The sequence below is a fragment of the Sphingomonas sp. NBWT7 genome (assembly GCF_014217605.1).
GTDB lineage: Bacteria > Pseudomonadota > Alphaproteobacteria > Sphingomonadales > Sphingomonadaceae > Sphingomonas.
Genome location: NZ_CP043639.1, coordinates 1,859,463 through 1,883,339 on the forward strand (window position 1 = coordinate 1,859,463; position 23,877 = coordinate 1,883,339).

Below are 23,877 nucleotides of genomic sequence, written 5' to 3' on the forward strand. Positions count from 1 at the left end.
GGCGATAGGTGACCGGTCCGAACGCGTCCGACCAGCACGAAAACCAACCATTTCCGAGATGAAAGGGCTCGCCCCCGCGTGCCGCCAGCACTTAACCACTCCGCAATCGCTGCTAGTTAGATGCCCTCTATCGCGGGCGTCCCAAGAATTGGTGAACGCTTCTATCGGGGAACAACGCCGCCGTCATGACGATCCGATCGACCCTGGTGACGCTGCTCGACGGCGCGGAGGCGATGCGTGTCGATGCGTTTCTGCGCGACAGCCCCTTCGCCGCCTATCAGCAGTCGCGCGCCTGGCCGCTCGCCGCGCCGCGGCACCCCCGGCGCGAATGGCGCTATTTCGCCGCGTATGACGGCGACGCGTTGGTCGGCGCGTGTGTGATTCGCACGACACGACTCGCGCTCGGTGCGTGGCTCGCGACGATCCAGCGCGGGCCGATCGTCCACGATCCTGCACACCTCGCGCCAGTCCTCGCCGAGCTCAGGTGCGCGCTACGCGCTGCAGGATGCTGTTCGGTGCAGATCGGCCCGCGCGTGCGCGGCCGCGTGCTGCCGCACATGGCCGAGGCGATGCGCGCGACCGGCTTCGCCCCGCTACCCCCCGCCGATCAGGCGCTCCACTACGTCACCGGCATCGTCTGGCTCGACAAGCCGGAGCAGGAAATCCTCGCCGGGTTCAAGCAGCGTGCCCGCCGCGCGCTGCGCAGCGCCGACAAGGCGGGCATCGTCGTCCGCCCCGTCGACGGCCCTGACGACCTGGTCGCTTATCAGCGTCTGCTCGACGCCTTTCACGCCAGCCGGCCCGACTATGATCGCTCGGGCCAGGCCGACGCGCGCGCCCAGTCCGCGCTGGTCGCGGCGCTAGGCGGGGCGATGCTGCTGGCGGAGCGCGATGGCGCACCGATCGGCGCGCACGCCTTCGTCCGGCAGGCGGACGAGGCGATCTGGCTGTCGCTCGCCACAGTCGACCGCGACGGCGCGTCGCCCGGCTATCCGCTGCTGTGGGCGGGGATGCGTGCGGCGCGCGATCTCGGCTGCGTCGGCTATGATCTCGCCGGGATGCCCGATGGCGCGCCCGCCGATCCCGGCGAGGCGGGCCGGCTGCAGTTCAAGACCGCCTTCGCGCCGCACCGCCGCCAGATGCCGCCGATGCAGATGGCCGCGCTCGCCCCGCTGCGTCACACCATGCTGCTCGGTGCCCGGCGCGCCTATCGCGCGCTGCGCAAACGGCGGGGCGAGGCGCATGGCTGACGGCAGGTTGGCCCGGCTGCGTCAGCGCCTGCGCGGCGAAGGCATCGGCGCGGTGCTGCGCAAGGCATTCGCCGATCACGTGTTCCGATCGAGTGCGAGCGTCGTGCTCGAAGTGGACAGTCGCGACGTGCGGCTCGGCGAGATCCGCGTCGATCCCGGCGTCGCGCTGCTCGCCGTCTCCGGCAACGATCCCGTCCCGCCGCTCTGCCCATGGATGCGGCACCGCCACGCCGATTTCGCGGCGATGCTGAAGGCGGGCTTGCTCGGCTTCTTCGTGCTGCGCGATCGCGTTGCGGTCGGCTGCGCGTGGATCGCGCTCAGCGACCATCACGATCCGCGCACGCGCGAACACTATGCCGTCGCGCCCGGCGAGGCCTATCATTTCAGCTGGCTGCTCGATCCCGCGGAACGGCCGCGCGGCACTGCGCTACCCTTCGTTCGCTGGGTCGTCGCCTCGCTGCGCGATCGCGGCATCAGGCGCATGTACGGCGTCGTCGATCGCGCCAATCGCGCCTCGTACCGCGTGCTCGAGCGCTTCGGCTATCGCGAAAGCGGCACGCTGGTGCGCCACTATGTCGTGCTGCACCGCTGCTGGACACGCGTGTCGCGCTATGACGGCACGCTCGGCCTCTACGATCCGCGCCGCGGGCGTCGCAAGGCGTGAGCGGCAGCACGACGCCCGACGGCGCCGCCACCGTCGCCGGCACGGCGCCGCCGCGCGCCGCCGGCGGGCGCAACCTCCTGCGCTCGACCGGGATCGTGATGCTCGTCCGCGGGCTCGATTTCGGCCTCTCGTTCCTCGTCTCGGTGCTGCTCGCCAACCGCTTCGGCGCGTCGGGGCAGCTCGACGCTTTCTTTCTCGCGCGCCGCACGACGGTCGGCTTCGCCGATACGATTCGCAAGCTCGTCGGCCAGATCGTGCTGCCCCCCGTGCTCGCCGCCGTCGACCGCGGCGAGGCGCCGTCGATCCATCACCTGCCGCGCCGCATGGGTTGGTTTCTCGCCTGCTTCACGCTGGTGATGCTCGCCGGCCTGTTCGCGCCGACGCTATGGGCGCAACTCTTCGCCCCCGGTTTCCGCGGCGAACAGCAGGCGCTCACCGCCGGCATGATGCGCATCATGCTCCCGCTGCTTCCGCTCGCCGTCGTCGCCTCGCTGCTCGCCGCGGTGCTCCAGGCCCGCCGCCGCTATCTCCTCAGCGAGGGTACCAACCTTGTTCAGCGCGCGCTGCTCGTCCTCGTCCTCGCGCTGTTCGTGCCACCGCTCGGCATCGTCGCTGGCGCTTGGACGATGCTCGCTGCCGGCGTCGTCGGCTTCCTGATCCTGCTCGCCGGCGCGCGGTCGATCGTCCGCCCGACGCGACGCCCTGCCGATCGCCAGCCGACCGTCGCCTCGCCCCAAACGAAGGGCGGCGGCATGGCCGCCGCGATTGTCATCAACGTCTATTTCCAAGCCAGCGCGCTGCTCGATTTTGCCTTCGCGACGATCGGCGGCGAGGGCAATGTCGCCTCGCTCGAATATGGCTCGCGGCTCGTGTCGCTGGTCCCCGGCCTCGTCATGTCGAGCCTCGCGACGGTGCTGACGCCCGAGCTGATCCGCGCCGTCCAGCAATCCGATCGCGCCGCCGCCGCCGCCGGGATCCAGCGCTTCCAGCGGATCGGCGTATTTGCGCAGATGCCCGTGTCGGTCGGCATGATGCTCGGCGCGCCGCTGATGGTCAGCGCGCTGTTCGGCCACGGTGCCTTCGGGCCGCAGGCGATCGCCACCGCCGCTGCCTGCACCGCCGGCTATGCCGCCGCGGCGATCTTCCTCGCGCCGATGAGCGCGATCACCACCTCGATCTACGCCGATCCGCACGCCCCCGCGCTGCGCGATCTGACCGTGATCGCGATCGTCGGCACAATTCTGCGCGTCGCCGTCCTCGCGGTCGCCGCCCCGATCTGGGGGGCGCCGGGCATCGCCTGGGGCGCGGCGATCGCGACTGCCCTCACCTGCGCCGTGGCCCAGATCGTCGCCGTGCGCCGCTTCCACCATTTCACGCATCGCGCGCAGCTGATCGACTTCGCGCAGACCGCCGCCTGCGCGCTGATCGCGACCGGCGCGGGCGCTTTGCTGCTGCGCCTCGTCCCCGACACGCCCAAGCTGTTCGGCGAACTCGCGCTGCTCGCCGCGCTCGGTGCGTTGATCGTCGTCGTCTACGCCGCCGCCGCCGCGCTGCTGCGCGTGCCGGAGATGGCGGCACTGCGCGATGTCGCGGCCAAGCTGCTCGCCCGCCGCCGCGCGCGCCGCGCATGATGGCGCCCGTCACGCCACGGCGCATCGCGTTCCTGCTACCGCATTTCCGCACCGGCGGGGCGGAGCGTGTCGTGCTTCACTGGATCGAGGCGCTCGATCCCGCGCGTTGGCAGCCGGTGTTGCTGCTCGGCCGAATCGACGGTGATCTGCTGCCCCACGTGCCGCCGCACGTCACCGTCGCCGCGATCGGCGGCGGCCGCGCGTTGCGTCGCCCGGTGCGCATCGCGCGCGCGCTCGCCGCGCACCGTATCGACGTCGCCTATTCCGCGACGTCGGCGATGAATCTCGCGCTGCTCGCTGCGCCGACGCGGGTGGCGCGCATCACCTCTGAGCACACGCCGCCCGACGCGTTTCGCCGCGAATCGAAATGGCCGTGGCTGCGCCGCGCCGCGACGCGTCTGCTCACCCGCCGTGCCGCCGCCGTCGCGGTGCCGACCGCCGCGATCGGGTCCGCCGTGCGCGGCGCACCGGTCGCGCTAATTCGCAACCCCGTCCTGCGCACCGCTCCGCCGCCACTCGGCGACAAACCTGCTCACGGCACACACCTCGTCGCCGCCGGCCGCCTCGTACCGGCCAAGGGGTTCGACACGCTGATCGATGCCGCCGCGCTGCTCGCCGCCCACGGTCAATCATTCACGCTCGCGATCCACGGCGACGGCCCGCTGCGTACGACGCTTCAGGCCCAGATCGAAGATCTACACCTCGGCGACCGCGTGACGCTCGCCGGCCACGCCGCGCGTCTCGCGCCGCTGCTCGCCGACGCCAATCTCATGGTCTCGTCATCACGCCGCGAGGGCTTCGGCAACGCGCTGATCGAGGCGATGGCGGTCGGCACGCCCGTCCTCGCCGCCCGCGCCGGCGGCCCCGAAACGTTCATCGATGACGCCACGAACGGCTTCCTCGTCGCGCCCAACGACGCGCCCGCGCTTGCCGAGGCGATCGCCGTGCTGCTCGCCGATCCCGCGCGTCGGCTGTCGGTCCGCGCCGCCGCGCGCGACACCGCCGCACGCTACACCGTCGCGGCCTCGGTGGCGGAGTTCACCGCGCTGCTCGACTGCGTCCTGGCCTCGACGCCCGACAGCGCCGCGCGCGGTCAACACCGGCTTAACGCTAAAGTTACGGCCCCTGCGCCATAGCGCCATCCTCCCTGCGAGAGGTCCGATGCGTCCAATCTTCCGTTCTTTCCTGATCGCGATCCCCCTCGCGGCCTGCGCCGGCCCGGTGCGCTACGCCCCCGCGCCCGAAGTGCCGATCACCGCCGGCTCGATCGATCTCGCGCGCGAGGCGAGCCGCATGGTCGAGGATCGACTGAACCAGGACGGCGATTTCCATCCCGGCGATCTCGTTCGCCTGACCTTCCCCTATACGCCGCAGCTCAACACCGATCAGCGCGTTCAGCTGTCGGGCGCGATCAGCCCGCCGCTGCTCGCGCCGCTGTCGATCCGCGGGCTCAGCACCGCCGCGCTGCAGGCGCGCCTCCAGTCGCTGTACCGGGCCAAGCTTGCCCGCCCCGACGTGTCGGTTGCGCTACTCGAATACAACCGCCCGCCGCCCCCGCCCGAGATCTTCGTGCTCGGCGAGGTCGTGAAGCCGGGCAACTTCCCGTACCGCGACGGCACGACGCCGTTCGAGGGGCTGGCCCGCGCCGGCGGCGGCAATCGCGATGCCGATCTGACGCGCGTCGTGATGCTCACCCCGGTCGGCGATCGGCTCGAGGCGCGGATGCTCGATCTCTCCGCCACGCTTCACGGCAGCACGCGCGCGATCGATGTCCTGCCGCCCTACACGATCCTGATCGTGCCGCCGACGGGCCTCGCGCGCGACGCCGATCGCTCGCGCCAGATCCGCCAGATCATCGGCTTCAACGGGTTCAACATCGGATCCGCCGTCACGCTGATCCAGCCGTGACCTGCGGGGAGCATCGCTGATGGCCATCGGCCTCGTCTATCTGCGCATCGTCCTGTCGCGCTGGCGCCTCGTCCTCGCGCTCATCGCGCTCGGCACGCTCGGCGCCTGGGCGGTCAGCGTCTTCTATCTTGCGACCAAGCCGAAGTTCGAGGCGGCGGCGCGGCTCAACATCGTGCCCACGGCGGAGGAGCTCGGCTACGCCAGCCGCTTCGTGCGCGGGTCGACGTTCGACGGCGGCAGCGTGCTGCTCGGCACCTATGCCGAATATGCGCATACCCGCCCCGTCGTCGCGCCGATCGTCGATCGCTACATCGCCGAGGCCGCGGCGGCGCAAGGCATCAGCCCGCGCGCGTGGCTCGCCGCCAACACCGGCGCGCCCGGCTTCTCGCCCGGCCGCGTCCTCGCGATCCTCAATTACGGCGAGGCGCCCGTCGTCCCGTTGCGTGACGAGATGATCGAGGAGCTGACCGAAAACACCAAGATCGAAACCGTCGAGGGCACCTATCTCCTGCGGCTCGCGGTCGAGTGGGAAGACGCCAAGTCCGCCGCCTGGTTCGCCAACGCACTCGCCGACGCGATCATCGCGCGCGCCGAAGTCGCCTCGCGCAGCACCGGGCGCGAGATTGCGGGCACGCTCGAACAGCGGCTCGCGGCTAAGCGCGCCGAACTCGCCGCCGTGCTGCGCCAGAGCCGCGGGCTCAAATCGTCGATCGGCGTGGTCGATCTCGATCGGCAGAAGACCGCGCTGCTCGAGGCGCGATTGACCGAACAGGCGCAGCTCACCACCGATCGCGCGGCGCTTGATTCGGCGAAGAGCCAGGTCGCGGCGCTGCGCAGCCAGTCGAGCGGCAAGCTCACCGGCGCGCAGAACACCGTTGACCAGACACTCGCGATCGAGGCGCCGCGCGCCGCCGGCCTCGAACGCAGCGTCGCGATCCGCGCCGCGCGGATCGGCCAGATCGATCGCCAGATCGCCGGGCTCGGCGGCAGCGAGGATCGCGTCAAGACGCTCGACGATCGCGCCGCGCTGCTCCAGCAGGAGGTCAATGCGCTCACCGAACGCGTCAGCTTCAGCCAGACCGAGAACCTCGCCAACGCGCCGCGCATTCAGCTGATCGAGCGCGCGACTCCCCCACTGACGCGGTCGAGCCCGAAGATCTTCTTCAACACCATCCTCGGCTTCATCGGCGGCTGTGCCCTCGCCGCCTGCGCGCTGCTTCTGCTCGGCCCCGCCAAGCCAAAGGCGCGCGCCGAGGACGATTTGCGCGATGCCCCCGAACCCGCGGTCACGGTCGATACCCCGCACGCAGCGCCTTCGCCCGCGCCCGGTCAAGACCAGGCGCAGCCACACGACATCGCGTCGCCTGCCACGCCAGCGCCCCCGCCGGAAACCGAAGCACCGGTAACGGAAACAGCGCCGATCGCATCGCCTGTCGAGGCACGCCCGATCGCCGCCGTGCACACGATCCGTCGCGAGTCCCCGCGTCCGATCGTCGAGACGCCGGCGCTGCGCCGACCGCGCGAGGCTTGCAACGTCGCGTTGCGCTACGAGGAACTCGCGCGCGCCGGCAACGCCGCGCTCGCCCGCGACGTCGCGCCGCCTCACGCCGATATCGGCACGTGGCCGATAACCGTCGCCGCGCGCCCCGAGGCTGCATCCTTTGCGCCAAGCGACCCGATCGACGAACCCGAACTTATCCCCCAATCCGATTCAACGGATGAGCCAGCCTCGGCCGCAACCGACACAGCGGATCTGCCGGCAGAGCCGGAACCCGCAACGCAGGACGCGTCCGCCGTGTCTGCCGCGTCCGAAACGTCGCCTATCGCTGCACCGGTCGATGCGAGCCCGACCGTCGAGGCACACGTTACGCCCGCGTCAGAACCAGTCGCAGCGGAACCCTTCGCCGCGGTCGCGACCGCCGCTCCCGTGCCTGACGAGCCCGAGCCTGCCGTCGCGCCAGTCATCGATCGGCGCTTCCCCGGCACGCTGCCGCGCCCCGTAGACGGCACGGCCTATGCGGCGGACGAGATCGCGCGGATCCATCCGCGACTCGGTGTGTGGATGTTCGAACAGCTCGCGCCTGACGATCGCGGCCTGTTCGTCGGATCGATCGGGCATGAGGAGGACGCGCGGCAGCTCGCGCAATTCCTCCACGCCGCGCTCGGCCGCGACGATGTCGCGCTCGCCGTGGTCGATGGGCGCCAGCCAGGCTGCCGCTGGGATCGTCCCGGCAAGCCCTTCGTCTATCTCGGCAAGCTCGACGCCGGCACCGTCGCCGATACGCTCGCGCGCATGCCGGCGGACGCGCATCTGGTGCTCGCGACGCGTGCCGGCGATCCGCAGGACTGGCGCGAATCGCTCGGCCTCCGCGTGCCGCACCCCGCGCATGTCATCCCGCTCGATCGCTGAGGCGCCGCTCGCGGTACCCCCCGCCACCGCCGCGACGATGCGCGCGGTGGCGATGGTGCCGCTGCTCGCCTACGCCGTCCTGACCCAGCTCGACGCGGTTGCCAATCGCATCTCTGCCGGTCTGCCGATCGGGACGACTGAGCTGATCCTCGCCGCACTGCTCGGCAGCACCGCGCTGCTGCTGCTCTCCCCCCCGCCCGCCGCATCGGCAACCAGCGGCAACCACACCGGCGCGCGTCTGATCGCGGCGATGTTCTGCTGGGCAGTGTTCAGCTGGACAATGTCACGCCACGCCGATGCCGGGCTCGATTATCTGCAGAAGCTCGCCATCGCGTTGCTTCCGGCCTTCTGCGTCTTGGTAATCGTCGATACGCCCGTGCGGCTGCGCTGGCTGCTATGGGCAATCATCGCGGCGGGCACCGTCTCCGCCGCGATCGTCGTCGCCGAATGGCGCACCGGCACGCGTATCGTTTCCACCTCGATCGCCGCCACCACCGCTGGGTTCGCAGGCGTCGCGCGCTCGGCCGGCGGCTCGGATCAGAACCCGACCACCGCGGCGCAGATGCTGCTCGTCTCACTGCTGCTCGCCAGCGGCTGGCTATTCTCCGGCAAGCGGCTGTGGCGCATCGTGCTCGCCAGCGTGATGGCGCTCGGCACGTTCGCGCTCGTGCTCGCCTCGGCGCGCTCGGCGATCATCGGCTATGCCGCCGGGCTCGGCCTCATCGGCCTGTCGTTCCGCCACAAGCCCTATTTCCCGCTGCTCGTCCTCGCAGGCATCGTCGCCGCGATCGGCGCGCTCCCGTTCCTTCCGCCGACGCTGGTTGCCCGCTTCACCGCGATCGGCGACTTCGGCCTCGATCCGACGCTCTATCGCCGCATCACCTATCTGCGCATCGGTGCGGACCTCATCGGCCAGTCGCCGATCTGGGGCGTCGGCCCGGGCAATTTCCCGCTCTACTACGTGACCGACGCCTATCGCTGGATGCCGGGGCGCGAGGTTTACCCGCGCGAACTCCATAACACCTATCTCGATGCGGCGACCGAATATGGCATCGTCGGCTTTTTCCTGTTTGCCGCCGCGCTCGGCTTCGCGCTCCTCTCCGCGTGGCGGGCGGCGCAGTCGGCGTCGCCACAGCTCGCACGCATCGGCATGGCGGTCGGCGTCGCGCTCGCCGGGCTGATGGTCGCGTGCTTCTTCATGCCGCACAAGGATCTGCGCTACCTGTGGCTGCTGGTGGCGATCGCCATCCAGTGCGGCCGGCTGGCGCGCGCGCAGGAGCGTATCTCGTGAACCCCGCCCCGAAACTCGCGGTCATCGTCACCGAATTCCCGAAGTCGACCGAGACGTTCATCTACCGCGATCTGGTCACCTTTCTCGAGGCGGGCGTCGAGCTGCGCCTGTACCATGTCGCGCCGTACCGCGCGCAGCAGACGCTGCACGGCTTCGCCCGGCCGCTCGCCGCGCGCGCGGTCGATCTCGGCTTCTGGCAGCCCGCCGCGCTGCTGCGCGCACTCGCTCGCCGCCCGCGTGCGGTGATCGGCGGCATCGCGCGCATGCTGTGGGCCTATCGCGCGCACCCGAAGATCGCCGCCAAGTCGATCGCGCTCGTTCCCAAGGCGCTCGCCATTGCCGACGATGCGCGTACCTGGGGCGCGACGCACGTCCACGCCGAATTCGCCGGCCACCCCGCAACCGCGGCGTGGCTCGGGCACCGCGCGGGCGGGGCACCCTATTCGGTCAGTTGCCGCGCGCACGATCTGTTCCGCACGCAGGCGCTGCTTGGCGATAAGCTCGGCGAGGCGCAGGCCGTGCGCACCGTCAGCGATTTCGGCCGCGCCTTTCTGCAGCGGACGGTGCCGGGCATGGCGGCGCGCGACATTCAAGTCATTCACTCGTCGGTCGACGTCGCGCGGATCAGTCCGGTCGAGACGCCGCCGTCGACCACGCCGTTCCACATCCTCTACGTCGGCGCGCTCGAGCCCAAGAAAGGCGTCGGTCATCTGCTTGACGCCCTCGTCATCGCGGGAAACCGCCTCGGCGACTGGCGCTGCACGCTGATCGGCCACGGGCCAGACGCGGACGCGCTGCGCGCCCGCGCCGCCGCGCTCGGCCTGGGGGATCGCGTCCGTTTCGCGGGCATGCAGCCGTTCGAGGCGGTGGCGGAGGCCTATGCCACCGCCAGCGTGTGCGTCGCACCGAGCGTGATCGGCCCCAACGGCCGGCAGGAAGGCATTCCCAACGTGATGATCGAGGCACTCGCCTATCAGCGTCCGGCGATCACCACCGCGATCTCGGGTATCCCCGAATTGATCCGCGACGGCGATACCGGGCTGCTCGTGCCGCCGGGCGACGCCGGCGCGCTCGCCGCCGCGCTGCTGCGCGTCCACGCCGATCCCGCCGCCGCGCTCGACATGGCACGCCGCGGCCGCGCGCATGTCGCGAACGAGTTCGATCTCGCGGTCAACGCGCGCCGCCAGCTCGCCTTGTTCTTTCCGGAAACGACGCCTGCCGCTCAATAGGCGGAGCGGTCGTGCTCCTTGCCAATCACGCGCTTCGCCGCGCCGACCGCGCTCTTGTACAGCCGGTGCCCCGCCACCTTCGCCGCGTCGAGCGCCGGAGCGCTGCCCGGCGCACCCGGTACGATGCCGATCCCGCGCATCCGCTGGTTGACGCGGTGCAGCCGCGCCTCGCCGTCGCTCATCCGCGATCGCCAGGTGATGCTGAACGAGATCGACGGCTCGGCGCCGTTCTGCACCCAGTGCGGCGCCTTGACCGGCACGTACACCGCCTCGCCCGCACCCATCGGATAGTCGGTCGCCTTGGCGTCGAACGCCGGGTCGTGCCGCATGTTGCGGTGCGCACCGCCACGGTGGAACGCCTCGTGCACCGTCTGCGGCACGATCGACAGGTCGCCCGCGGGATAGACGCGCATCCTCTTGCGCCCGCCGATCTGCAGCAGGATGTTGTGCTCGGGATCCATGTGGAACGGCGTCACCGAATTGGGCGCCGAGAGGAAGATGAACGCCTCGCGCCGTCGGTATTCGCCCGTCGCCGCCGCCGTGATCGGGGCGATCTCGGTCAGGCAGGCGTCGATCAGCGCCGCATAGGCGGGATCGACGTCGACCTTCTTCAGCACCATCCAGCAGCCGTTGTCGGCGATCGTCCGCACGATGTCGCCGGGTGACATCGCCGCCTGCGCGATCGCATCGGGTTGCTGGTCGACCTTCAGATTGCCGAGGTTATGCTCGACATGGCTCGCCGGTAGCCGCTCGGCGAGCGCCGCCAGCGCCTCGCGCTGAAACAGCGGGTGATCGTGCAGCTGGTGCCGCACCGGCGCCGACGCACCCGGATAGGCGGCGGCGAAGCGGTCGAGGCCATCGGCGGTGAAGCAGGCGTGCGTCGTCATGCTGCCGTCTCTATCATATCGCGGTTAAGCGCGCGTTGCCGCCGCGCGCGCCACATCGCCTGCGCGCTGCACAGCAGCCGCGAGCGTAGCGTCGGGTGCGGCACGATCAGCGACACGATCGTGCGCCGATCGGGCCAGATGCGGTCGATCATCGGATGGCCCGCACGCGCGCAACTGTCGACGCGTAAGAGACGGCGTACGTCGAGCGCATAGGCAAGATACTCCATCTCGATCAGCACCCCGGGCGAGAAGCTTGCCCATTCCTCGTCATAGGCGATCTTGAGCTGGAAGGCCTCGTCACCGCGCTCGAGGTTCGCAAGCATCGCGATCGGCTGCCCGCCCACCGTCATGCGATGGAAGTCCAGCTCACCCGCCGCGTGCGCCGCGGCGATCATCGCGCGGAAACATGCCTCGGTCGCCGGATCGGCCGCCGCCGCCACCCCCTCGCGCCCCTTCCACCCGGTCTGCTCGAGCGCGAACAGCGCGTCGACCCACGGCCCCACATCCTCCCCCGCCGCCAGCCGCTCGAAGCGCAGGGTGCCGCGGTCGGCGAGCCGGGCGCGCAGCCGGCGGTGCTCCTTCAGCACCTTGCCGCGCACGTGCTGCGCCGCATGTTCGGCGCTCGAAAGCCCGGCGTGCAGCACCGCGCGGGCGTAGCGGCGCGTCTCGTAGACCGGCCGCCCGCGCGCGCCGAGCACCGCCAGCAGCTCCCGCGTCGACGCGCTGTCGCGATCGAGCGCCGACAGCCGCAGCCACTGCCCCGGCGCGCGCGCCAGCGCCGGCAGCGCGGCCTGCCAGAACGCCGCCTCGTGCCCCGGCAGCACCAGCGGCTCTCCCAGCGCGCGCAGCCGCTGATCCCAGTTCTCGACGAACAGCGCGACGCCGCGCGCCGTCTTGGTCCGCAGCGGCAGCGCGCCGATCAGCCGCGCACCCTGCCAAACGAACAGCAACCGTACCCGCCCGCTCTCGGGCAGCAGCTGCCCCGCCGCGACGCCGGCGGGGGCGTAGAACGGATTCGCCGCCCCCGCATCTTGCGCCAGCACGTGCCACGCGGCCAGCGTCGCATCGTCCACCGGCAGCGCGACGATCGCCGCGCGCCCGTCCGCCATTCCATCCTGCCTGCTCATCCCGCCGCGCGTAGCGCGCAAGTGCTGACCTTTTGGTTCACGCGCGCTGGACTTGGGCGCAAGCCGCGCCGAAACTGCGCGAAAATACAGGAGAGACGCATGGACCTGAACCTTGCCGGCAAGGCGATCCTCGTCGCCGGCGGCAGCCGCGGCATCGGGCTCGGCATCGTCGAGGCGCTGCTCGCCGAGGGTGCGCGCGTCGCGATCACCGCGCGCGGCGCCGACGCGCTCGCCGCCACCCACGCCGATCTCGCCAACCGCTTCGGCGCCGACGCGATCCGCAGCTTCGCCGGCGACATGACCGCGTCCGCCACCGTCGAGGAAGCGCTGGCGGATGCCGAAGGCGCGTTCGGCCCGCTGTGGGGCGCGGTCGCCAACGTCGGCCTGCATCCCTGCCCACCCGGGTTCGAGGTCGACGATGCCACGTGGCGCGGCGGCTTCGCGCAGAACCTCGATTCGGCCTTCTTCCTCGCGCGCGCCGCGCTGCGTGGGATGACGGCGCGGTGCGCCGGTTCGGTGCTGCTGATCAGCTCGATCGCCGGCCTCGCCGCCAAGGGCACGCCGCTCACCTACGGCACCGCCAAGGCAGCGATGAACCACCTGTCGCGCGAACTCGCGGTCATCGCCGGACCGACAGGAGTACGCGTCAACACGATCGCGCCGGGCAACATCATCTTTCCCGGCGGCGACTGGGAGGCGCGATCGACCGGGGAGCGCGCGCAGAGCTGGTGGCGGTGGATCAAGCGCGAGGTGCCGCTGCAGCGCTTCGGCACTCCGGACGAGATCGGCCGCGTCGCCGCCTTCCTGCTCAGCCCCGCCGCCAGCTTCGTCACCGCCGCGGTGATCCCCGTCGATGGCGGGCAGGACCGCTAGCGGCGCGCCATCCGCGTCAAGTACGGTGCGACAGCGCGTCGAGCGCGGCGAAGATATGCGCGCGCAGGCTCGGCTCGCGCGTCATCTCCAGCATCGCGCTCAGGCTCGATCGCGCGCCCGCGACGTCGCCGTGCAGCAGTTCGAGCCGCGCGCGTTCCCACCAGCCGTGCGCGTGCGCCGGCGCGATCGTCGTGATGCGGCGGAACAACGTCAGCGTGCGATTAGCCTGTCCTGCCGCCTCGGCGCGCGTCGCCTGGTTCATCAGCAGCCGCACCAGCACGGTGCGGTTGGTCATCGGCATCAGATGCTCGCCCGTCACCATCGCGTCGGGCCCCAGTGCGCGCTGCAACAGGCGGGCAAGCTGCGGCGCTCCCGTCACCCGCCCCGCGGCGAAGGGGTCGATCAGCACCGGCTCGGTCGCCGATCCGATCCGCACGAGGACGTGTCCGGGGGTATTGAGCGCGTCCGCGTCCCAGCTCATCCGCCGCGCCGCCGCGACGTACAGGATCGCGAGGCTCACCGGCAGCCCGCGCCGCCGGTCGATCACGCGGATCAAATCGGCATTGTCGGGATCGTCGTACGTCTCGAAATCGCCGACGAAATCGTGCTCCTCCGCGATCACTTGCGCCAGCACCGCGGCGCGCTCCGCCGCCGTCTCGGCGCCGCCACCCACTTCGACCAGCCGTTCGGTCAATTCGCTCAGCAGATCGGCATAGGGGGCGAGCGATATGTCGGGGTGATCGAGCTTTGCGATCCGCAGCGCCTCGGCATCGATCAGGATCGCGTCGTCGTCGAGCAGTCCGAGATGGACGATTTCATCTTCCATGATCGTCAGACGACTGTTCCCCGGCGATGTTCCCGCGCGTCGTCCTGCTCCATGTTGGTGCCGCATGGGGCATAAAGCAAAGGGCCGCCCCCCACCTCAGCGGGGAACGGCCCTTCCATTGTCAGCCACCGAAGGCTGGCGTCTTTATCGGCGGGCGAACTTCCCGAGGGAGGTCGCTTCCACCGAACCCGCCTTCAGCGGCGTGAGACAATGAGACATTCGACCACCTCCTTTCCGTTGTTGAACAGTGATCGCGATATGGAAAGGCGAACCGAAAGTTCAAGCCCGCCAGCGACTTACAAGCGCGGGGTTATCGCGTCGGCGGGAACCGAAGCGGCGAACCACGGATTCCTGTCGCAGCGAAGGAAACCGTGATGGCAGACGACAAGACCAAGCAGGGCGCGGCGGATCGCACACGCGTCGCGGCAGGCGAAGGCTATGAGGTCGAATATTTCGCGCGCAAGCACGGCATCAGTCCGGACGCCGCGCGCGATCTCATCCGCACCGTCGGCAACGACCGCGCGAAGCTCGATGACGCCGCCGAGAAGTTGAAGAGGACGGGCTGAAGGAGACGGGGCGGGCAGGAACGGCTAAGCAGCCGCCGTGCGGATCGCGACCTACAACGTCAACGGCGTCAACGGCCGCTTGCCCGTCCTGCTAAGCTGGCTCGAGCAGACCGCGCCCGACATCGTTTGCCTGCAGGAATTGAAAGCGCCCGACGCGCGTTTTCCCGCCGCGGCGCTGCAATCGCTCGGCTATGACGCGATCTGGCACGGGCAGAAAAGCTGGAACGGCGTCGCGATCCTGTCGCGGGTCGGCTCGATTCACGAAACGCGGCGCGGATTGCCCGACGACCCCGATCCGGCGCAGAGCCGCTACATCGAGGCCGCGGTCAACGGCATCATCGTCGCCGGCCTGTACCTGCCCAACGGCAATCCGCGCCCTGGCCCGAAGTTCGATTACAAGCTCGCCTGGTTCGATCGGCTGATCGATCACGCGCAGACGCTGCTCGACACCGGCGCGCCGGTGCTGCTCGCCGGTGACTTCAACGTCATGCCGACGGCGCAGGACGTCTACAAACCAGAACGCTGGATCGACGACGCGCTGTTCGCGCCGGAGGTGCGCGACCGCTACGAACAGCTGCTCGACCAGGGCTGGACCGACGCGCTGCGCCACCTTCATCCCGACGAGACGATCTACACCTTCTGGGATTATTTCCGGAACGCCTACGCCCGCGACGCCGGGCTACGCATCGATCACCTGCTGCTTAGCCCCGCACTGGCGCCGCGCCTCGCCGACGCAGGCGTCGATCGCGACGTACGCGGGTGGGAAAAGACCAGCGATCACGCCCCGACGTGGATCACGATCGCCGATTGATCCTTCGCACCGGTCCCCGGCTTTGCGCCGCGCGCACCGCCGACTAAAGGCCGCCGGTGCCCCCCGAAACGCTCCTTCCGGCCTTTGCGCCGTGGTTCGATCTCGCCGGCCTCGCGGTGTTCGCCGCGTCGGGCGCGCTCGCCGCGGCGCGGCGCGGGCAGACGATGGTCACGCTCGCCTTCTTCGCACTCGTCACCGGCGTCGGCGGCGGCACGTTGCGCGATCTCCTGATCGGCGCACCCGTCTTCTGGGTCGTCGACGCACGCGCCGCGACCGTCTGCCTCTCGGTCGCGGTCGTCATCTGGATCACGCCGCAGCGCTGGTGGCGCGGGGCGGCGCTCGACTGGTTCGACGCGGTCGGCCTTGCCGCTTATGCCGTCTACGGCGCGGCCAAGGCACTCGGCTACGGCGTCCCGCCAATCCCCGCCTTCGTCATGGGCGTCGTCACCGCCTGCGTCGGCGGCATCATCCGCGATGTGCTCGCGGGCGAGCCGTCGATCCTGATGCGGCCCGAACTCTACGTCACCGCCGCCGCGCTCGCCTCGGCGCTGTTCATCGTCCTGTCGCTCGCCGGCCTACCCGGTGCGATCGCCGCGGGGATCGCCGCCGCCGCCGGCTTCGGCTTGCGCGCCGCCGCGATCCGCTGGCAGATCCACCTTCCCGCCTACCGCGATCGCGCGGGGCCGCCGCGCAACTAGACCGCCCCGCCGGCGCGATCGGCGAGCGCGCATTGCCAATAGCCGACATCCACCCACCGCCCGAACTTGCAGCCGGCCGCCGCGAACCGCCCCGCGGCGCGAAAGCCGATCGCCTCGTGCAGCGCGACCGACGCGTCGTTGGGCAGCGCGATCACCCCGATCGCCTGCGTGAACCCGCGCCCGCGCAGATCATCCAGCAGCGCGCCGTACAGCCGCCGCCCGATCCCGCGCCGCTGTGCGGCATCGGCAAGATAGATCGTCGTCTCTACCGCGAAGCGATACGCCGCACGCTCGCGAAACCGGCCGGCATAGGCGTAGCCGAGCACGGTCTCGCTGTCCGCCGCCACCAGCCAGGGATAAACGTCGCCTGCCGCTGCCATCCGCGCCATGATCGCGTCGGCATCGGGCGCCTCGGTCTCGAACGACACCGTTCCGGTCAGCACGTGCGGCGCGTAGATCGCCGCGATCGCCCCCGCGTCGGACGGCCGCGCCGCCCGGATCGCGACGTCGGCACGATGCGCGGTCAGCGCGCCACCGCCACGACGAGAGCGCTGATCGCGTCACCCCGGATCGTACCGCGCAGCCGCGCGCGGCGCGGCGGCGCGCCCGCGCTCGCCTGTGTACCGTAGATGCTGAGCTCGCCCGCGCCGTCGTCACGGCAGCGCACGTCGAGCGACTGGACGTCGGCAAGCCGCGCCGTCATGCGCCGCGCTTCGGCGAGCGAACCCGCCTCGACCGATCGGCCACCGCTCGTCAGCCGGTCGAGCACCACCCCCGTCCCCGCCGGTGGCGCTGCCGTCACCTGCACCTCGTACACCGCCGCCGCACAGGTGAAGCGCCCCGTCAGCGTCCGCGGCGACGCCGGCTGCATCACCGCTGCCGGCGCAGGCGCCATGCCCGGCGTGGCGGCCTGTGCCAGCAGCAGCAGCGCCGCGAGCATCACAGCCCCAGCCGCACCAGCAGCGCGTCGAACAGCCGCGTATCACCGCCGCTCGCCCGCGTCGGCCCCAGCGCGCCGCACTCGAGGCAGCGTGCCTGGATGCCGCCGCCCGTCACCAGCCGCCGCACGTCGCCCAGCGCGCGTGCCAGCGTCTGGCGCTGCTCCCACGCGATTCGCGCCAGTGCATCGGTCGGCGCGCCGGCGTCCTCGTCGTCCTCGCGCGCGCTGATCTGCCGCGCGAGCTGCGCCGCCCAGCCCGGCTTCTTTTCCAGATACACCGCCTTGGCACTCGCGGGATCGAGCTTCGCGCGCCGCGCCGCCTCCGCCACCGCATCGTCGATCGTGCCGAACCGGTCGACCAATCCGATCTGCCGCGCGGTGCCGCCCGCCCACACGCGCCCCTGCCCGATCTCGTCGACGCGTGCGATCGGCAGCCGGCGCGACTGCGACACGCGCGTCAGGAACTGGCGATAGCCGTGCTCGATCGACGCCTGGATCACCGCGTCCGTCTGCGCATTGGTGCCGCCGATCACGTCGGGTTGCCCGGCGAGCGGGGTCAGCTTCACCCCGTCGGACGTCACGCCGATCTTAGCCAGCGTATTCTCGAACGTCGGAATGATGCCGAAGATGCCGATCGATCCGGTGATCGTGCTCGGCTCGGCGAAGATCACGTCAGCGGGCGTCGACACCCAGTAACCGCCCGACGCGGCGAGCCCGCCCATCGAGACGACGATCGGCAGCCCGCGCCGCTTCGCCTCCATGATCGCGAGCCGGATGCGCTCGGACGCAAGCACTGATCCACCCGGCGAATCGACGCGGACGACCAGTGCTTTCAGCTGCTTCTGCGCCAGCCCGTCGTAGATGAACTTGGCGATCGTATCGCCGCCCGCGGTGCCCGGATCGGCCTTGCCGTCGACGATCTCGCCCGCCACCGTCACCACGCCGATCGCGCCGTCGGTCGGGACGGGATTGGCGTCGACGTACGACGCAAGCTTGATCTCGCGGAACGATCCGGCGGGCTTGCCGCTCTCGCTGCCCACCAGCTGCGCCACGCGCCGGCCGAACGCCACGCGGTCGCCCAGCTTGTCGACGATCCCGCTGCGCAGGTTCGCCTGCCCCATGTCGCCGCCGGTGGCGCGCACCACCTGGTCGGGCGCGGTCAGCCAACCGGCGAGCTGCGCCTTCGGACGTGTGCGGGCGACCGCCTCCTTCCACTGGTCGAACAGATTGCCGTACAGCGCGGTCGACGCCTCGCGCGATTCCGGGCTCTCGTCGGCGCGCGTATAGGGCTCGACCGCCGACTTGAACTTGCCGACGCGATAGACGTGCGTGTTGACCCCCAGCCGATCGATCAGCCCCTTGTAGTACAGCCGGTTGCCGCCCGGCCCCGCGAACAGCGTGCCGCCCATCGGGTCCATCCAGATCTCGCTCGCCGCCGCCGCCAGGCGATAGCCGCCGTCGGTATAGGCGGTGGCATAGGCGAGCACCGGCTTGCCCCCCTGCCGCGCGCGCAGCAGCGCATCGGCCACTTCGCCGAGCAGCGCGGGATAGGCGCCGCCGAAACGGTCGAGATCGAGCACGATCGCCTTCACCCGATCGTCGCCGCGCGCCTTGTCGATCGCACGCACGATGTCGCGCAGGCGATATTGCCTGCCGATTTCCTGCCCGCTGAGGAATGCCAGTGGCGGTGCTTCCTCGGGCTGCTCGACGATCGGCCCGTCGAGGTCAAGCACCAGCGCGCCGTCCTTGAGCGCGGCCGGCGTCGGCCGGCTGTTGAGTGCTGGGAACAGCGCGGCGAAGAACAACAGCATCGCGACGAGCACCAGCGCATCCTTAATGCCGACCAGCAATCTCCACGCGCCGCGAACCAGCTTCATCTCAAATTTCCCGGGAAGTCCGCCGCCGACCTAGCCGACAGTGTATGGCGTGAGCAATACGGCGCCTGCGGCTTTCGCGCGTGTGGCGCACATACGACAACGCCGGCCCCCATCGGGGGACCGGCGTTTCGTTCGTTAAAACAGCCGCGCGGCGCTTACTGCTCGCCGTTGTCCTTGACGCCGACAGTCGGGACCTCAACCTCGGTCTTCTTGGTGCCGACGACAACTTCCTTGCTGTCGACGTCCACCTTGGGCAGCGCACCGCCCTTGGCGCTGATATCGACGTCCGGCAGCGCGCCTTCCTTGACGTCCGCCGACCAGAAGCCGGTCGCGAACAGGACGATCGCCACCAGCGCGACGATGCCGAGCAGGATCGCGATCGTGCGACCCGCGCCGCCGCGCTTCACCACCACCCGATCGTCCGTTGTGCGATAATCAGCCATCAGAACCTCCCGTTACTAGTACTTTCAGCAGCCCCGAACGTGGGATGCGTTGCGTTTGTTCCGGTTTCGTAAGAAAACATTGCTTCGGTCGCATCGTCGGCACGGCTCGTCGCTCGGTCCAAAGCAGCGTCGTCCCTTCCGCGCGCTTACCATAACCCCTACAGGGCACCGTCATGGACGTTGCCGTTCCGCGCCCGCTGACTGAAAAGCGACCTGCAACCGATCGGGCGGAACTCGTGGCGCTCACGCGCCTTGCCGGTCCGCTGGTCGGCGCGAACCTGTTGCAGATGGCAGTCAGCGCGGTCGACGTGATCTTCGTTGCACGGCTGGGCACGGTCGATCTTGCGGCGGCCACGCTTGGCGTCTTCATGTTCAATCTCAGCATGTATGCGCTGATCGGCCTCACCAGCGCCGCATCGCCGCTGATCGCCGCCGAGCTTGGACGTCGCAAGCATGCGGTACGCGACGTGCGTCGTTCGGTGCGCATGGCGCTATGGGTCGGCGCCTTGTGCACCATCCCGGTCGTGTTGATTCTCGCGCACGGCGAAACGCTGATGCTGCTTGCCGGCCAGGATGCGGAGGTCGCACGGCGAACCGGCCGCTTTCTCGACATCATCCTGTTCGCCACCCCGGCCGGGGTGGCGGCCGGAACCATGCGTACCGCCGCCGCTGCGCTCGGCCGCGCAGGTTGGGCGCTGATCGTCACCGCGCTTTCGCTAGGCGTCAGCATCGTCGCCAATTGGGCGCTCGTCTTCGGCAATCTCGGCATGCCGGCGCTCGGGCTCGAAGGGTCGGCGCTCGCCAGCGTGGTCAGCCTCACCGCGATGGCGCTTGCCTATGCGCTGATCCTGCGCTTCGACACGCATCTGCGCCGCTATCGCCTGCTCGGCAATTGGTGGCGCGCCGAATGGCCACGTTTCACCGAGATCGTTCGGCTCGGCGTTCCGATCATGCTGACCTGGACGTTCGAGGGTGCATTGTTCGGTGGCGCGGCGCTTCTGATGGGGCTGGTCGGCGTGAACGAAGTCGCGGCGCATGCCGTCGCGCTCAACATCGCCGGGGTCGCCTTTCAAGTGCCGTTCGGGATCGCCCAGGCCGCGACCATCCGTGTCGGCATGGCCTATGGTGCGTGCGATCACTTGTGGATCGCGCGCGCCGGCCGCGTCGCGCTCGCGCTCGGCATCGGCTTCATGGCGCTGACCGCGCTGGCGATCTGGGTCGCGCCGCGGTTCTTCATTGGTGCGTATGTCGACGTCGACGCACCACAGAACGCCGTCGTCGTCGCACTGGCCGTGCAGTATCTTGCGCTTGCCGCGATGTTCCAGCTCGTCGACGGCGCACAGGCCGTGGCCGCCGGTGTACTGCGCGGATTGCAGGATACGCGCGTGCCGATGCTCATCGCGCTGTTCGGCTATTGGGTGATCGGGTTCGGCACTTCGATCCTGCTCGGCTTCCATTATGATTGGGCAGGCGTCGGGATCTGGACCGGGTTGGCGGTGGGCCTGCTGGCCGTATCGATCCTCCTTTTGTGGCGCTGGCACGCCCGCGATCGTCTCGGCCTGCTGCCACGCACGGCCTGACGAATAGTTCCGAATTTCTTCCCGTCCCCCGTTGACGGTGTCGGGGGCCACCCACATATGACCGCTGCTGGCACTCGGCATCGCTGAGTGCCAAGAAATTGTCATACACCGCTCAGAAGAGGGTACAGCCATGAACTTTCGTCCGCTGCACGACCGCGTGCTCGTGCGCCGCGTCGAGGCCGAGGAAAAGACCGCCGGCGGGATCATCATCCCCGACACCGCCAAGGAGAAGCCGCAGGAGGGCGAGGTCGTCGCCGCCGGTGCAGGCGCCAAGGCCGAGGACGGCAAGGTCACCCCGCTCGACGTCAAGGCCGGTGATCGCATCCTGTTCGGCAAGTGGTCGGGCACCGAAGTGAAGGTGAACGGCGAGGACCTGCTGATCATGAAGGAAAGCGACATTCTCGGCATCGTCGGCTGAGAAACGGGTCCGCTTCCTCCACAATTCTTCCATCATTCGTTCAGTTGAAAGGGTAGCCACATGGCAGCCAAGGACGTGAAATTCGGCCGCGACGCACGCGAGCGCATCCTCAAGGGTGTCGACATCCTCGCCGACGCGGTGAAGGTGACGCTCGGCCCGAAGGGTCGCAACGTCGTGATCGACAAGAGCTTCGGCGCACCGCGCATCACCAAGGACGGCGTTACCGTCGCCAAGGAGATCGAGCTCAAGGACAAGTTCGAGAACATGGGCGCGCAGATGGTGCGCGAAGTGGCCTCGAAGACCAACGACATCGCCGGTGACGGCACCACCACCGCGACCGTTCTCGCCCAGGCGATCGTGCGCGAGGGCATGAAGTCGGTTGCCGCCGGCATGAACCCGATGGATCTGAAGCGCGGCATCGACATCGCCGTCGCCAAGGTCGTCGAGGACGTGAAGGCGCGCTCGAAGCCGGTCGCAGGGTCGAGCGAGATCGCCCAGGTCGGCATCATCTCGGCCAACGGCGACAAGGAAGTCGGCGAGAAGATCGCGGAAGCGATGGAGAAGGTCGGCAAGGAAGGCGTGATCACCGTCGAAGAGGCGAAGGGTCTCGAATTCGAGCTCGACGTCGTCGAGGGCATGCAGTTCGACCGCGGCTATCTGTCGCCGTACTTCATCACCAACCCGGAGAAGATGGCGGTCGAGCTCAACGATCCGTACATCCTGATCCACGAGAAGAAGCTGTCGAACCTGCAGGCGATGCTCCCGATCCTGGAAGCCGTCGTCCAGTCGGGTCGCCCGCTCCTCATCATCGCCGAGGACATTGAGGGCGAGGCGCTCGCCACGCTCGTCGTCAACAAGCTGCGCGGCGGCCTGAAGGTCGCAGCGGTCAAGGCACCGGGCTTCGGCGATCGCCGCAAGGCGATGCTCGAGGACATCGCGATCCTCACCAAGGGCGAAGTCATCAGCGAGGATCTCGGGATCAAGCTCGAGACTGTCACGCTGGGCATGCTCGGCACCGCCAAGCGCGTGTCGATTGACAAGGACAACACCACCATCGTCGACGGTGCGGGTGAAGCCGATTCGATCAAGGGCCGCACCGAGGCGATCCGTCAGCAGATCGAGGTCACGACCTCGGACTATGACCGTGAGAAGCTGCAGGAGCGTCTCGCCAAGCTCGCCGGCGGCGTTGCGGTGATCAAGGTCGGTGGTGCGACCGAGGTCGAGGTGAAGGAGCGCAAGGATCGCGTCGACGACGCGCTGCATGCGACCCGCGCAGCCGTCGAAGAGGGCATCGTCCCGGGCGGTGGCACGGCGCTGCTGTATGCGACCAAGTCGCTGCAGGGCCTGACCGGCGCGAACGAGGACCAGACGCGCGGCATCGACATCGTCCGCAAGTCGCTGACCGCGCTGGTGCGTCAGATCGCGCAGAACGCCGGCCACGATGGCGCGGTCGTCTCGGGCAAGCTGCTCGACCAGGACGACACGTCGTTCGGCTTCAACGCGTCGACCGACGTGTACGAGAACCTCGTGTCGGCCGGCGTGATCGACCCGACCAAGGTCGTGCGCACCGCGCTGCAGAACGCCGCATCGGTGGCGGGCCTCCTCATCACCACCGAGGCGACCGTTTCCGAGCTGCCGGAAGACAAGCCCGCGATGCCGGCGATGCCCGGCGGCGGCATGGGCGGCATGGACTTCTGATCCGGTTGCGGCCGTAGCCGGCGCAAGCTGGCTACGGACTCGCATCGGATCGGCCAGTCGGTCGGCTTCGCCGATCCGGTCTGACGTCCAGCAGCGGCTCCGCCGCTGCCCATCCACCAAAAGAAAGGGCCGCAGCACCCCGGTGCCGCGGCCCTTCTCTTATCCGGCGATCACCAATATTCGGTACCCGGCGGCCCCTTGAACGGCCCCGCCACCTTTGACGTGATCCACCCGCCATAGAAGCGCCCCGGCTGCGGCACCGCCTGCTCGCCGTCGACGAAGCACGCGTCCATCAACGCCGGGTAGAAGGCGATATGGTCGCGGATGATCGCGAACGACACCGTCGGCGCGGGATAGGCCCAGGCCGCGCGCGCCGCGCGTCGCCCGCCCGACACGACGTCATAGTAAAGCGCATTGCCCTTCCACTCGCAGAAGCTGCTGCCCGCTACCGCCTCGAGCATCGCCTGATCGACGTCGCCCGGCGGGAAATAGAAGGTCGGCGGGTGGCTCGTCTCGATCGTGCGCACGCCGGCGCGCGTTTCGGCAAGCACGCGGCCGTCGAACACCACCTTCAGATGGCTGGTCACCCGCTCCGCCACCGCCGGCCGCGGATAGCGCCACACGCTCTCCTGCCCCGGTCCCGTCGCGTCGGGTTCGGGATGCGGCAACCTCATCGCGGTCTCTCCTTCAGCGCTCGTCGGTACGCCAAACGGAACCCGTCGCGCCCGCGCGCCGTTCCTTCCGCCATGC

The 23,877-nt window shown here is 69.7% G+C and carries 23 protein-coding genes; 15 read left to right on the forward strand and 8 right to left on the reverse strand.

Annotation, left to right across the window (positions count from 1 at the left end):
- The first annotated feature begins 185 nt into the window (after positions 1–185).
- From F1C10_RS09245 to F1C10_RS09280, 8 genes are read left to right on the forward strand one after another with little or no spacing between them, the layout of a single operon-like run.
- Positions 186–1,250: a peptidoglycan bridge formation glycyltransferase FemA/FemB family protein gene (locus F1C10_RS09245; protein WP_185205617.1), complete on the forward strand. Its 1,065-nt coding sequence runs from the start codon at positions 186–188 to the stop codon at positions 1,248–1,250.
- Positions 1,243–1,914 (forward strand): GNAT family N-acetyltransferase, encoded by a 672-nt coding sequence (locus tag F1C10_RS09250; RefSeq protein WP_185205619.1) that lies wholly within the window; start codon positions 1,243–1,245, stop codon positions 1,912–1,914. Before F1C10_RS09245 ends, F1C10_RS09250 begins: the two co-directional genes overlap by 8 nt.
- Entirely contained in the window at positions 1,911–3,545 is a 1,635-nt protein-coding gene (gene murJ, locus F1C10_RS09255; protein ID WP_185205620.1) for a murein biosynthesis integral membrane protein MurJ, read from the forward strand. Before F1C10_RS09250 ends, murJ begins: the two co-directional genes overlap by 4 nt.
- The gene (locus F1C10_RS09260) at positions 3,545–4,681 is read left to right on the forward strand and encodes a glycosyltransferase (RefSeq protein ID WP_185205621.1); all 1,137 of its coding nucleotides are present in this window, start codon (positions 3,545–3,547) and stop codon (positions 4,679–4,681) included. Before murJ ends, F1C10_RS09260 begins: the two co-directional genes overlap by 1 nt.
- Positions 4,682–4,706: 25 nt before the next feature.
- On the forward strand, positions 4,707–5,453 hold the full coding sequence (locus tag F1C10_RS09265) for a polysaccharide biosynthesis/export family protein (protein WP_185205623.1): 747 nt from the start codon (positions 4,707–4,709) through the stop codon (positions 5,451–5,453).
- A 19-nt stretch (positions 5,454–5,472) separates the two neighbouring features.
- Positions 5,473–7,863 (forward strand): hypothetical protein, encoded by a 2,391-nt coding sequence (locus F1C10_RS09270; RefSeq protein WP_185205624.1) that lies wholly within the window; start codon positions 5,473–5,475, stop codon positions 7,861–7,863.
- Entirely contained in the window at positions 7,841–9,154 is a 1,314-nt protein-coding gene (locus F1C10_RS09275; RefSeq protein ID WP_185205626.1) for an O-antigen ligase, read from the forward strand. The genes F1C10_RS09270 and F1C10_RS09275 overlap by 23 nt, the downstream gene beginning before the upstream one ends.
- Positions 9,151–10,383: a glycosyltransferase family 4 protein gene (locus tag F1C10_RS09280; protein WP_185205628.1), complete on the forward strand. Its 1,233-nt coding sequence runs from the start codon at positions 9,151–9,153 to the stop codon at positions 10,381–10,383. The genes F1C10_RS09275 and F1C10_RS09280 overlap by 4 nt, the downstream gene beginning before the upstream one ends.
- Here F1C10_RS09280 and F1C10_RS09285 read toward each other — a convergent pair.
- Together F1C10_RS09285 and F1C10_RS09290 are read right to left on the reverse strand one after the other, a co-directional pair.
- Positions 10,377–11,270, reverse strand: coding sequence for a cupin-like domain-containing protein (locus F1C10_RS09285; protein WP_185205630.1), 894 nt, complete (start codon positions 11,268–11,270; stop codon positions 10,377–10,379). The two genes, F1C10_RS09280 and F1C10_RS09285, sit on opposite strands and share 7 nt — an antisense overlap.
- Positions 11,267–12,397, reverse strand: a complete 1,131-nt coding sequence (locus F1C10_RS09290) for a GNAT family N-acetyltransferase (RefSeq protein WP_185205632.1) — start codon at positions 12,395–12,397, stop codon at positions 11,267–11,269. The genes F1C10_RS09285 and F1C10_RS09290 overlap by 4 nt, the downstream gene beginning before the upstream one ends.
- A gap of 99 nt (positions 12,398–12,496) precedes the next feature.
- On the opposite strand from F1C10_RS09290, the gene F1C10_RS09295 reads away from it, so the two are divergent.
- Positions 12,497–13,270, forward strand: a complete 774-nt coding sequence (locus tag F1C10_RS09295; protein WP_185205634.1) for an SDR family NAD(P)-dependent oxidoreductase — start codon at positions 12,497–12,499, stop codon at positions 13,268–13,270.
- Positions 13,271–13,286: 16 nt separating this feature from the next.
- On the opposite strand, the gene F1C10_RS09300 is transcribed toward F1C10_RS09295, so the two are convergent.
- Positions 13,287–14,096, reverse strand: a complete 810-nt coding sequence (locus F1C10_RS09300) for a SirB1 family protein (RefSeq protein ID WP_185205653.1) — start codon at positions 14,094–14,096, stop codon at positions 13,287–13,289.
- 374 nt (positions 14,097–14,470) lie between these two features.
- Between F1C10_RS09300 and F1C10_RS09305 the strand changes: the two genes are divergently transcribed.
- From F1C10_RS09305 to F1C10_RS09315, 3 genes are read left to right on the forward strand one after another with little or no spacing between them, the layout of a single operon-like run.
- Positions 14,471–14,662, forward strand: coding sequence for a DUF3606 domain-containing protein (locus F1C10_RS09305; protein WP_185205654.1), 192 nt, complete (start codon positions 14,471–14,473; stop codon positions 14,660–14,662).
- Positions 14,663–14,699: 37 nt separating this feature from the next.
- Entirely contained in the window at positions 14,700–15,473 is a 774-nt protein-coding gene (xth, locus tag F1C10_RS09310) for an exodeoxyribonuclease III (RefSeq protein WP_185205655.1), read from the forward strand.
- Between the two features lie 56 nt (positions 15,474–15,529).
- Positions 15,530–16,171, forward strand: coding sequence for a trimeric intracellular cation channel family protein (locus F1C10_RS09315; RefSeq protein WP_185205656.1), 642 nt, complete (start codon positions 15,530–15,532; stop codon positions 16,169–16,171).
- On the opposite strand, the gene F1C10_RS09320 is transcribed toward F1C10_RS09315, so the two are convergent.
- The 4 genes from F1C10_RS09320 to F1C10_RS09335 form a co-directional block, all read right to left on the reverse strand.
- On the reverse strand, positions 16,168–16,614 hold the full coding sequence (locus tag F1C10_RS09320) for a GNAT family N-acetyltransferase (protein ID WP_258042817.1): 447 nt from the start codon (positions 16,612–16,614) through the stop codon (positions 16,168–16,170). The genes F1C10_RS09315 and F1C10_RS09320 overlap by 4 nt on opposite strands.
- Before the next feature lie 80 nt (positions 16,615–16,694).
- The gene (locus tag F1C10_RS09325) at positions 16,695–17,111 is read right to left on the reverse strand and encodes a hypothetical protein (protein ID WP_185205657.1); all 417 of its coding nucleotides are present in this window, start codon (positions 17,109–17,111) and stop codon (positions 16,695–16,697) included.
- A complete protein-coding gene (sppA, locus tag F1C10_RS09330) occupies positions 17,111–18,988 on the reverse strand; it encodes a signal peptide peptidase SppA (protein ID WP_185205658.1) in 1,878 nt (625 codons plus the stop codon). The genes F1C10_RS09325 and sppA overlap by 1 nt, the downstream gene beginning before the upstream one ends.
- A 155-nt stretch (positions 18,989–19,143) precedes the next feature.
- On the reverse strand, positions 19,144–19,431 hold the full coding sequence (locus F1C10_RS09335) for a hypothetical protein (RefSeq protein WP_185205659.1): 288 nt from the start codon (positions 19,429–19,431) through the stop codon (positions 19,144–19,146).
- Positions 19,432–19,667: 236 nt separating this feature from the next.
- Between F1C10_RS09335 and F1C10_RS09340 the strand changes: the two genes are divergently transcribed.
- The 3 genes from F1C10_RS09340 (at position 19,668) to groL (ending at position 23,127) form a co-directional block, all read left to right on the forward strand.
- On the forward strand, positions 19,668–21,011 hold the full coding sequence (locus tag F1C10_RS09340; RefSeq protein WP_308458053.1) for an MATE family efflux transporter: 1,344 nt from the start codon (positions 19,668–19,670) through the stop codon (positions 21,009–21,011).
- 130 nt (positions 21,012–21,141) lie between these two features.
- Positions 21,142–21,429: a co-chaperone GroES gene (gene groES, locus F1C10_RS09345; RefSeq protein ID WP_085808817.1), complete on the forward strand. Its 288-nt coding sequence runs from the start codon at positions 21,142–21,144 to the stop codon at positions 21,427–21,429.
- A gap of 60 nt (positions 21,430–21,489) precedes the next feature.
- The gene (groL, locus tag F1C10_RS09350; protein ID WP_185205662.1) at positions 21,490–23,127 is read left to right on the forward strand and encodes a chaperonin GroEL; all 1,638 of its coding nucleotides are present in this window, start codon (positions 21,490–21,492) and stop codon (positions 23,125–23,127) included.
- A gap of 170 nt (positions 23,128–23,297) precedes the next feature.
- Here the strand turns inward: groL and F1C10_RS09355 are convergent, their stop codons facing one another.
- On the reverse strand, positions 23,298–23,801 hold the full coding sequence (locus tag F1C10_RS09355) for a DUF427 domain-containing protein (protein WP_185205664.1): 504 nt from the start codon (positions 23,799–23,801) through the stop codon (positions 23,298–23,300).
- Between the last annotated feature and the right edge of the window lie 76 nt (positions 23,802–23,877).

What these genes read in the sequence shown, in the direction of transcription:
- F1C10_RS09245 (WP_185205617.1), top strand. Translation starts at nt 186, where the DNA reads ATGACGATCCGATCGACCCTGGTGACGCTGCTCGACGGCGCGGAGGCG.
- F1C10_RS09265 (WP_185205623.1), top strand. Translation starts at nt 4,707, where the DNA reads ATGCGTCCAATCTTCCGTTCTTTCCTGATCGCGATCCCCCTCGCGGCC.
- F1C10_RS09250 (WP_185205619.1), top strand. Translation starts at nt 1,243, where the DNA reads ATGGCTGACGGCAGGTTGGCCCGGCTGCGTCAGCGCCTGCGCGGCGAA.
- F1C10_RS09305 (WP_185205654.1), top strand. Translation starts at nt 14,471, where the DNA reads ATGGCAGACGACAAGACCAAGCAGGGCGCGGCGGATCGCACACGCGTC.
- groL (WP_185205662.1), top strand. Translation starts at nt 21,490, where the DNA reads ATGGCAGCCAAGGACGTGAAATTCGGCCGCGACGCACGCGAGCGCATC.
- F1C10_RS09275 (WP_185205626.1), top strand. Translation starts at nt 7,841, where the DNA reads ATGTCATCCCGCTCGATCGCTGAGGCGCCGCTCGCGGTACCCCCCGCC.
- F1C10_RS09285 (WP_185205630.1), bottom strand. Translation starts at nt 11,270, where the DNA reads ATGACGACGCACGCCTGCTTCACCGCCGATGGCCTCGACCGCTTCGCC.
- F1C10_RS09295 (WP_185205634.1), top strand. Translation starts at nt 12,497, where the DNA reads ATGGACCTGAACCTTGCCGGCAAGGCGATCCTCGTCGCCGGCGGCAGC.
- F1C10_RS09270 (WP_185205624.1), top strand. Translation starts at nt 5,473, where the DNA reads ATGGCCATCGGCCTCGTCTATCTGCGCATCGTCCTGTCGCGCTGGCGC.
- F1C10_RS09300 (WP_185205653.1), bottom strand. Translation starts at nt 14,096, where the DNA reads ATGGAAGATGAAATCGTCCATCTCGGACTGCTCGACGACGACGCGATC.
- F1C10_RS09335 (WP_185205659.1), bottom strand. Translation starts at nt 19,431, where the DNA reads ATGGCTGATTATCGCACAACGGACGATCGGGTGGTGGTGAAGCGCGGC.
- F1C10_RS09355 (WP_185205664.1), bottom strand. Translation starts at nt 23,801, where the DNA reads ATGAGGTTGCCGCATCCCGAACCCGACGCGACGGGACCGGGGCAGGAG.
- groES (WP_085808817.1), top strand. Translation starts at nt 21,142, where the DNA reads ATGAACTTTCGTCCGCTGCACGACCGCGTGCTCGTGCGCCGCGTCGAG.
- F1C10_RS09260 (WP_185205621.1), top strand. Translation starts at nt 3,545, where the DNA reads ATGGCGCCCGTCACGCCACGGCGCATCGCGTTCCTGCTACCGCATTTC.
- sppA (WP_185205658.1), bottom strand. Translation starts at nt 18,988, where the DNA reads ATGAAGCTGGTTCGCGGCGCGTGGAGATTGCTGGTCGGCATTAAGGAT.
- F1C10_RS09325 (WP_185205657.1), bottom strand. Translation starts at nt 17,111, where the DNA reads ATGCTCGCGGCGCTGCTGCTGCTGGCACAGGCCGCCACGCCGGGCATG.
- F1C10_RS09290 (WP_185205632.1), bottom strand. Translation starts at nt 12,397, where the DNA reads ATGAGCAGGCAGGATGGAATGGCGGACGGGCGCGCGGCGATCGTCGCG.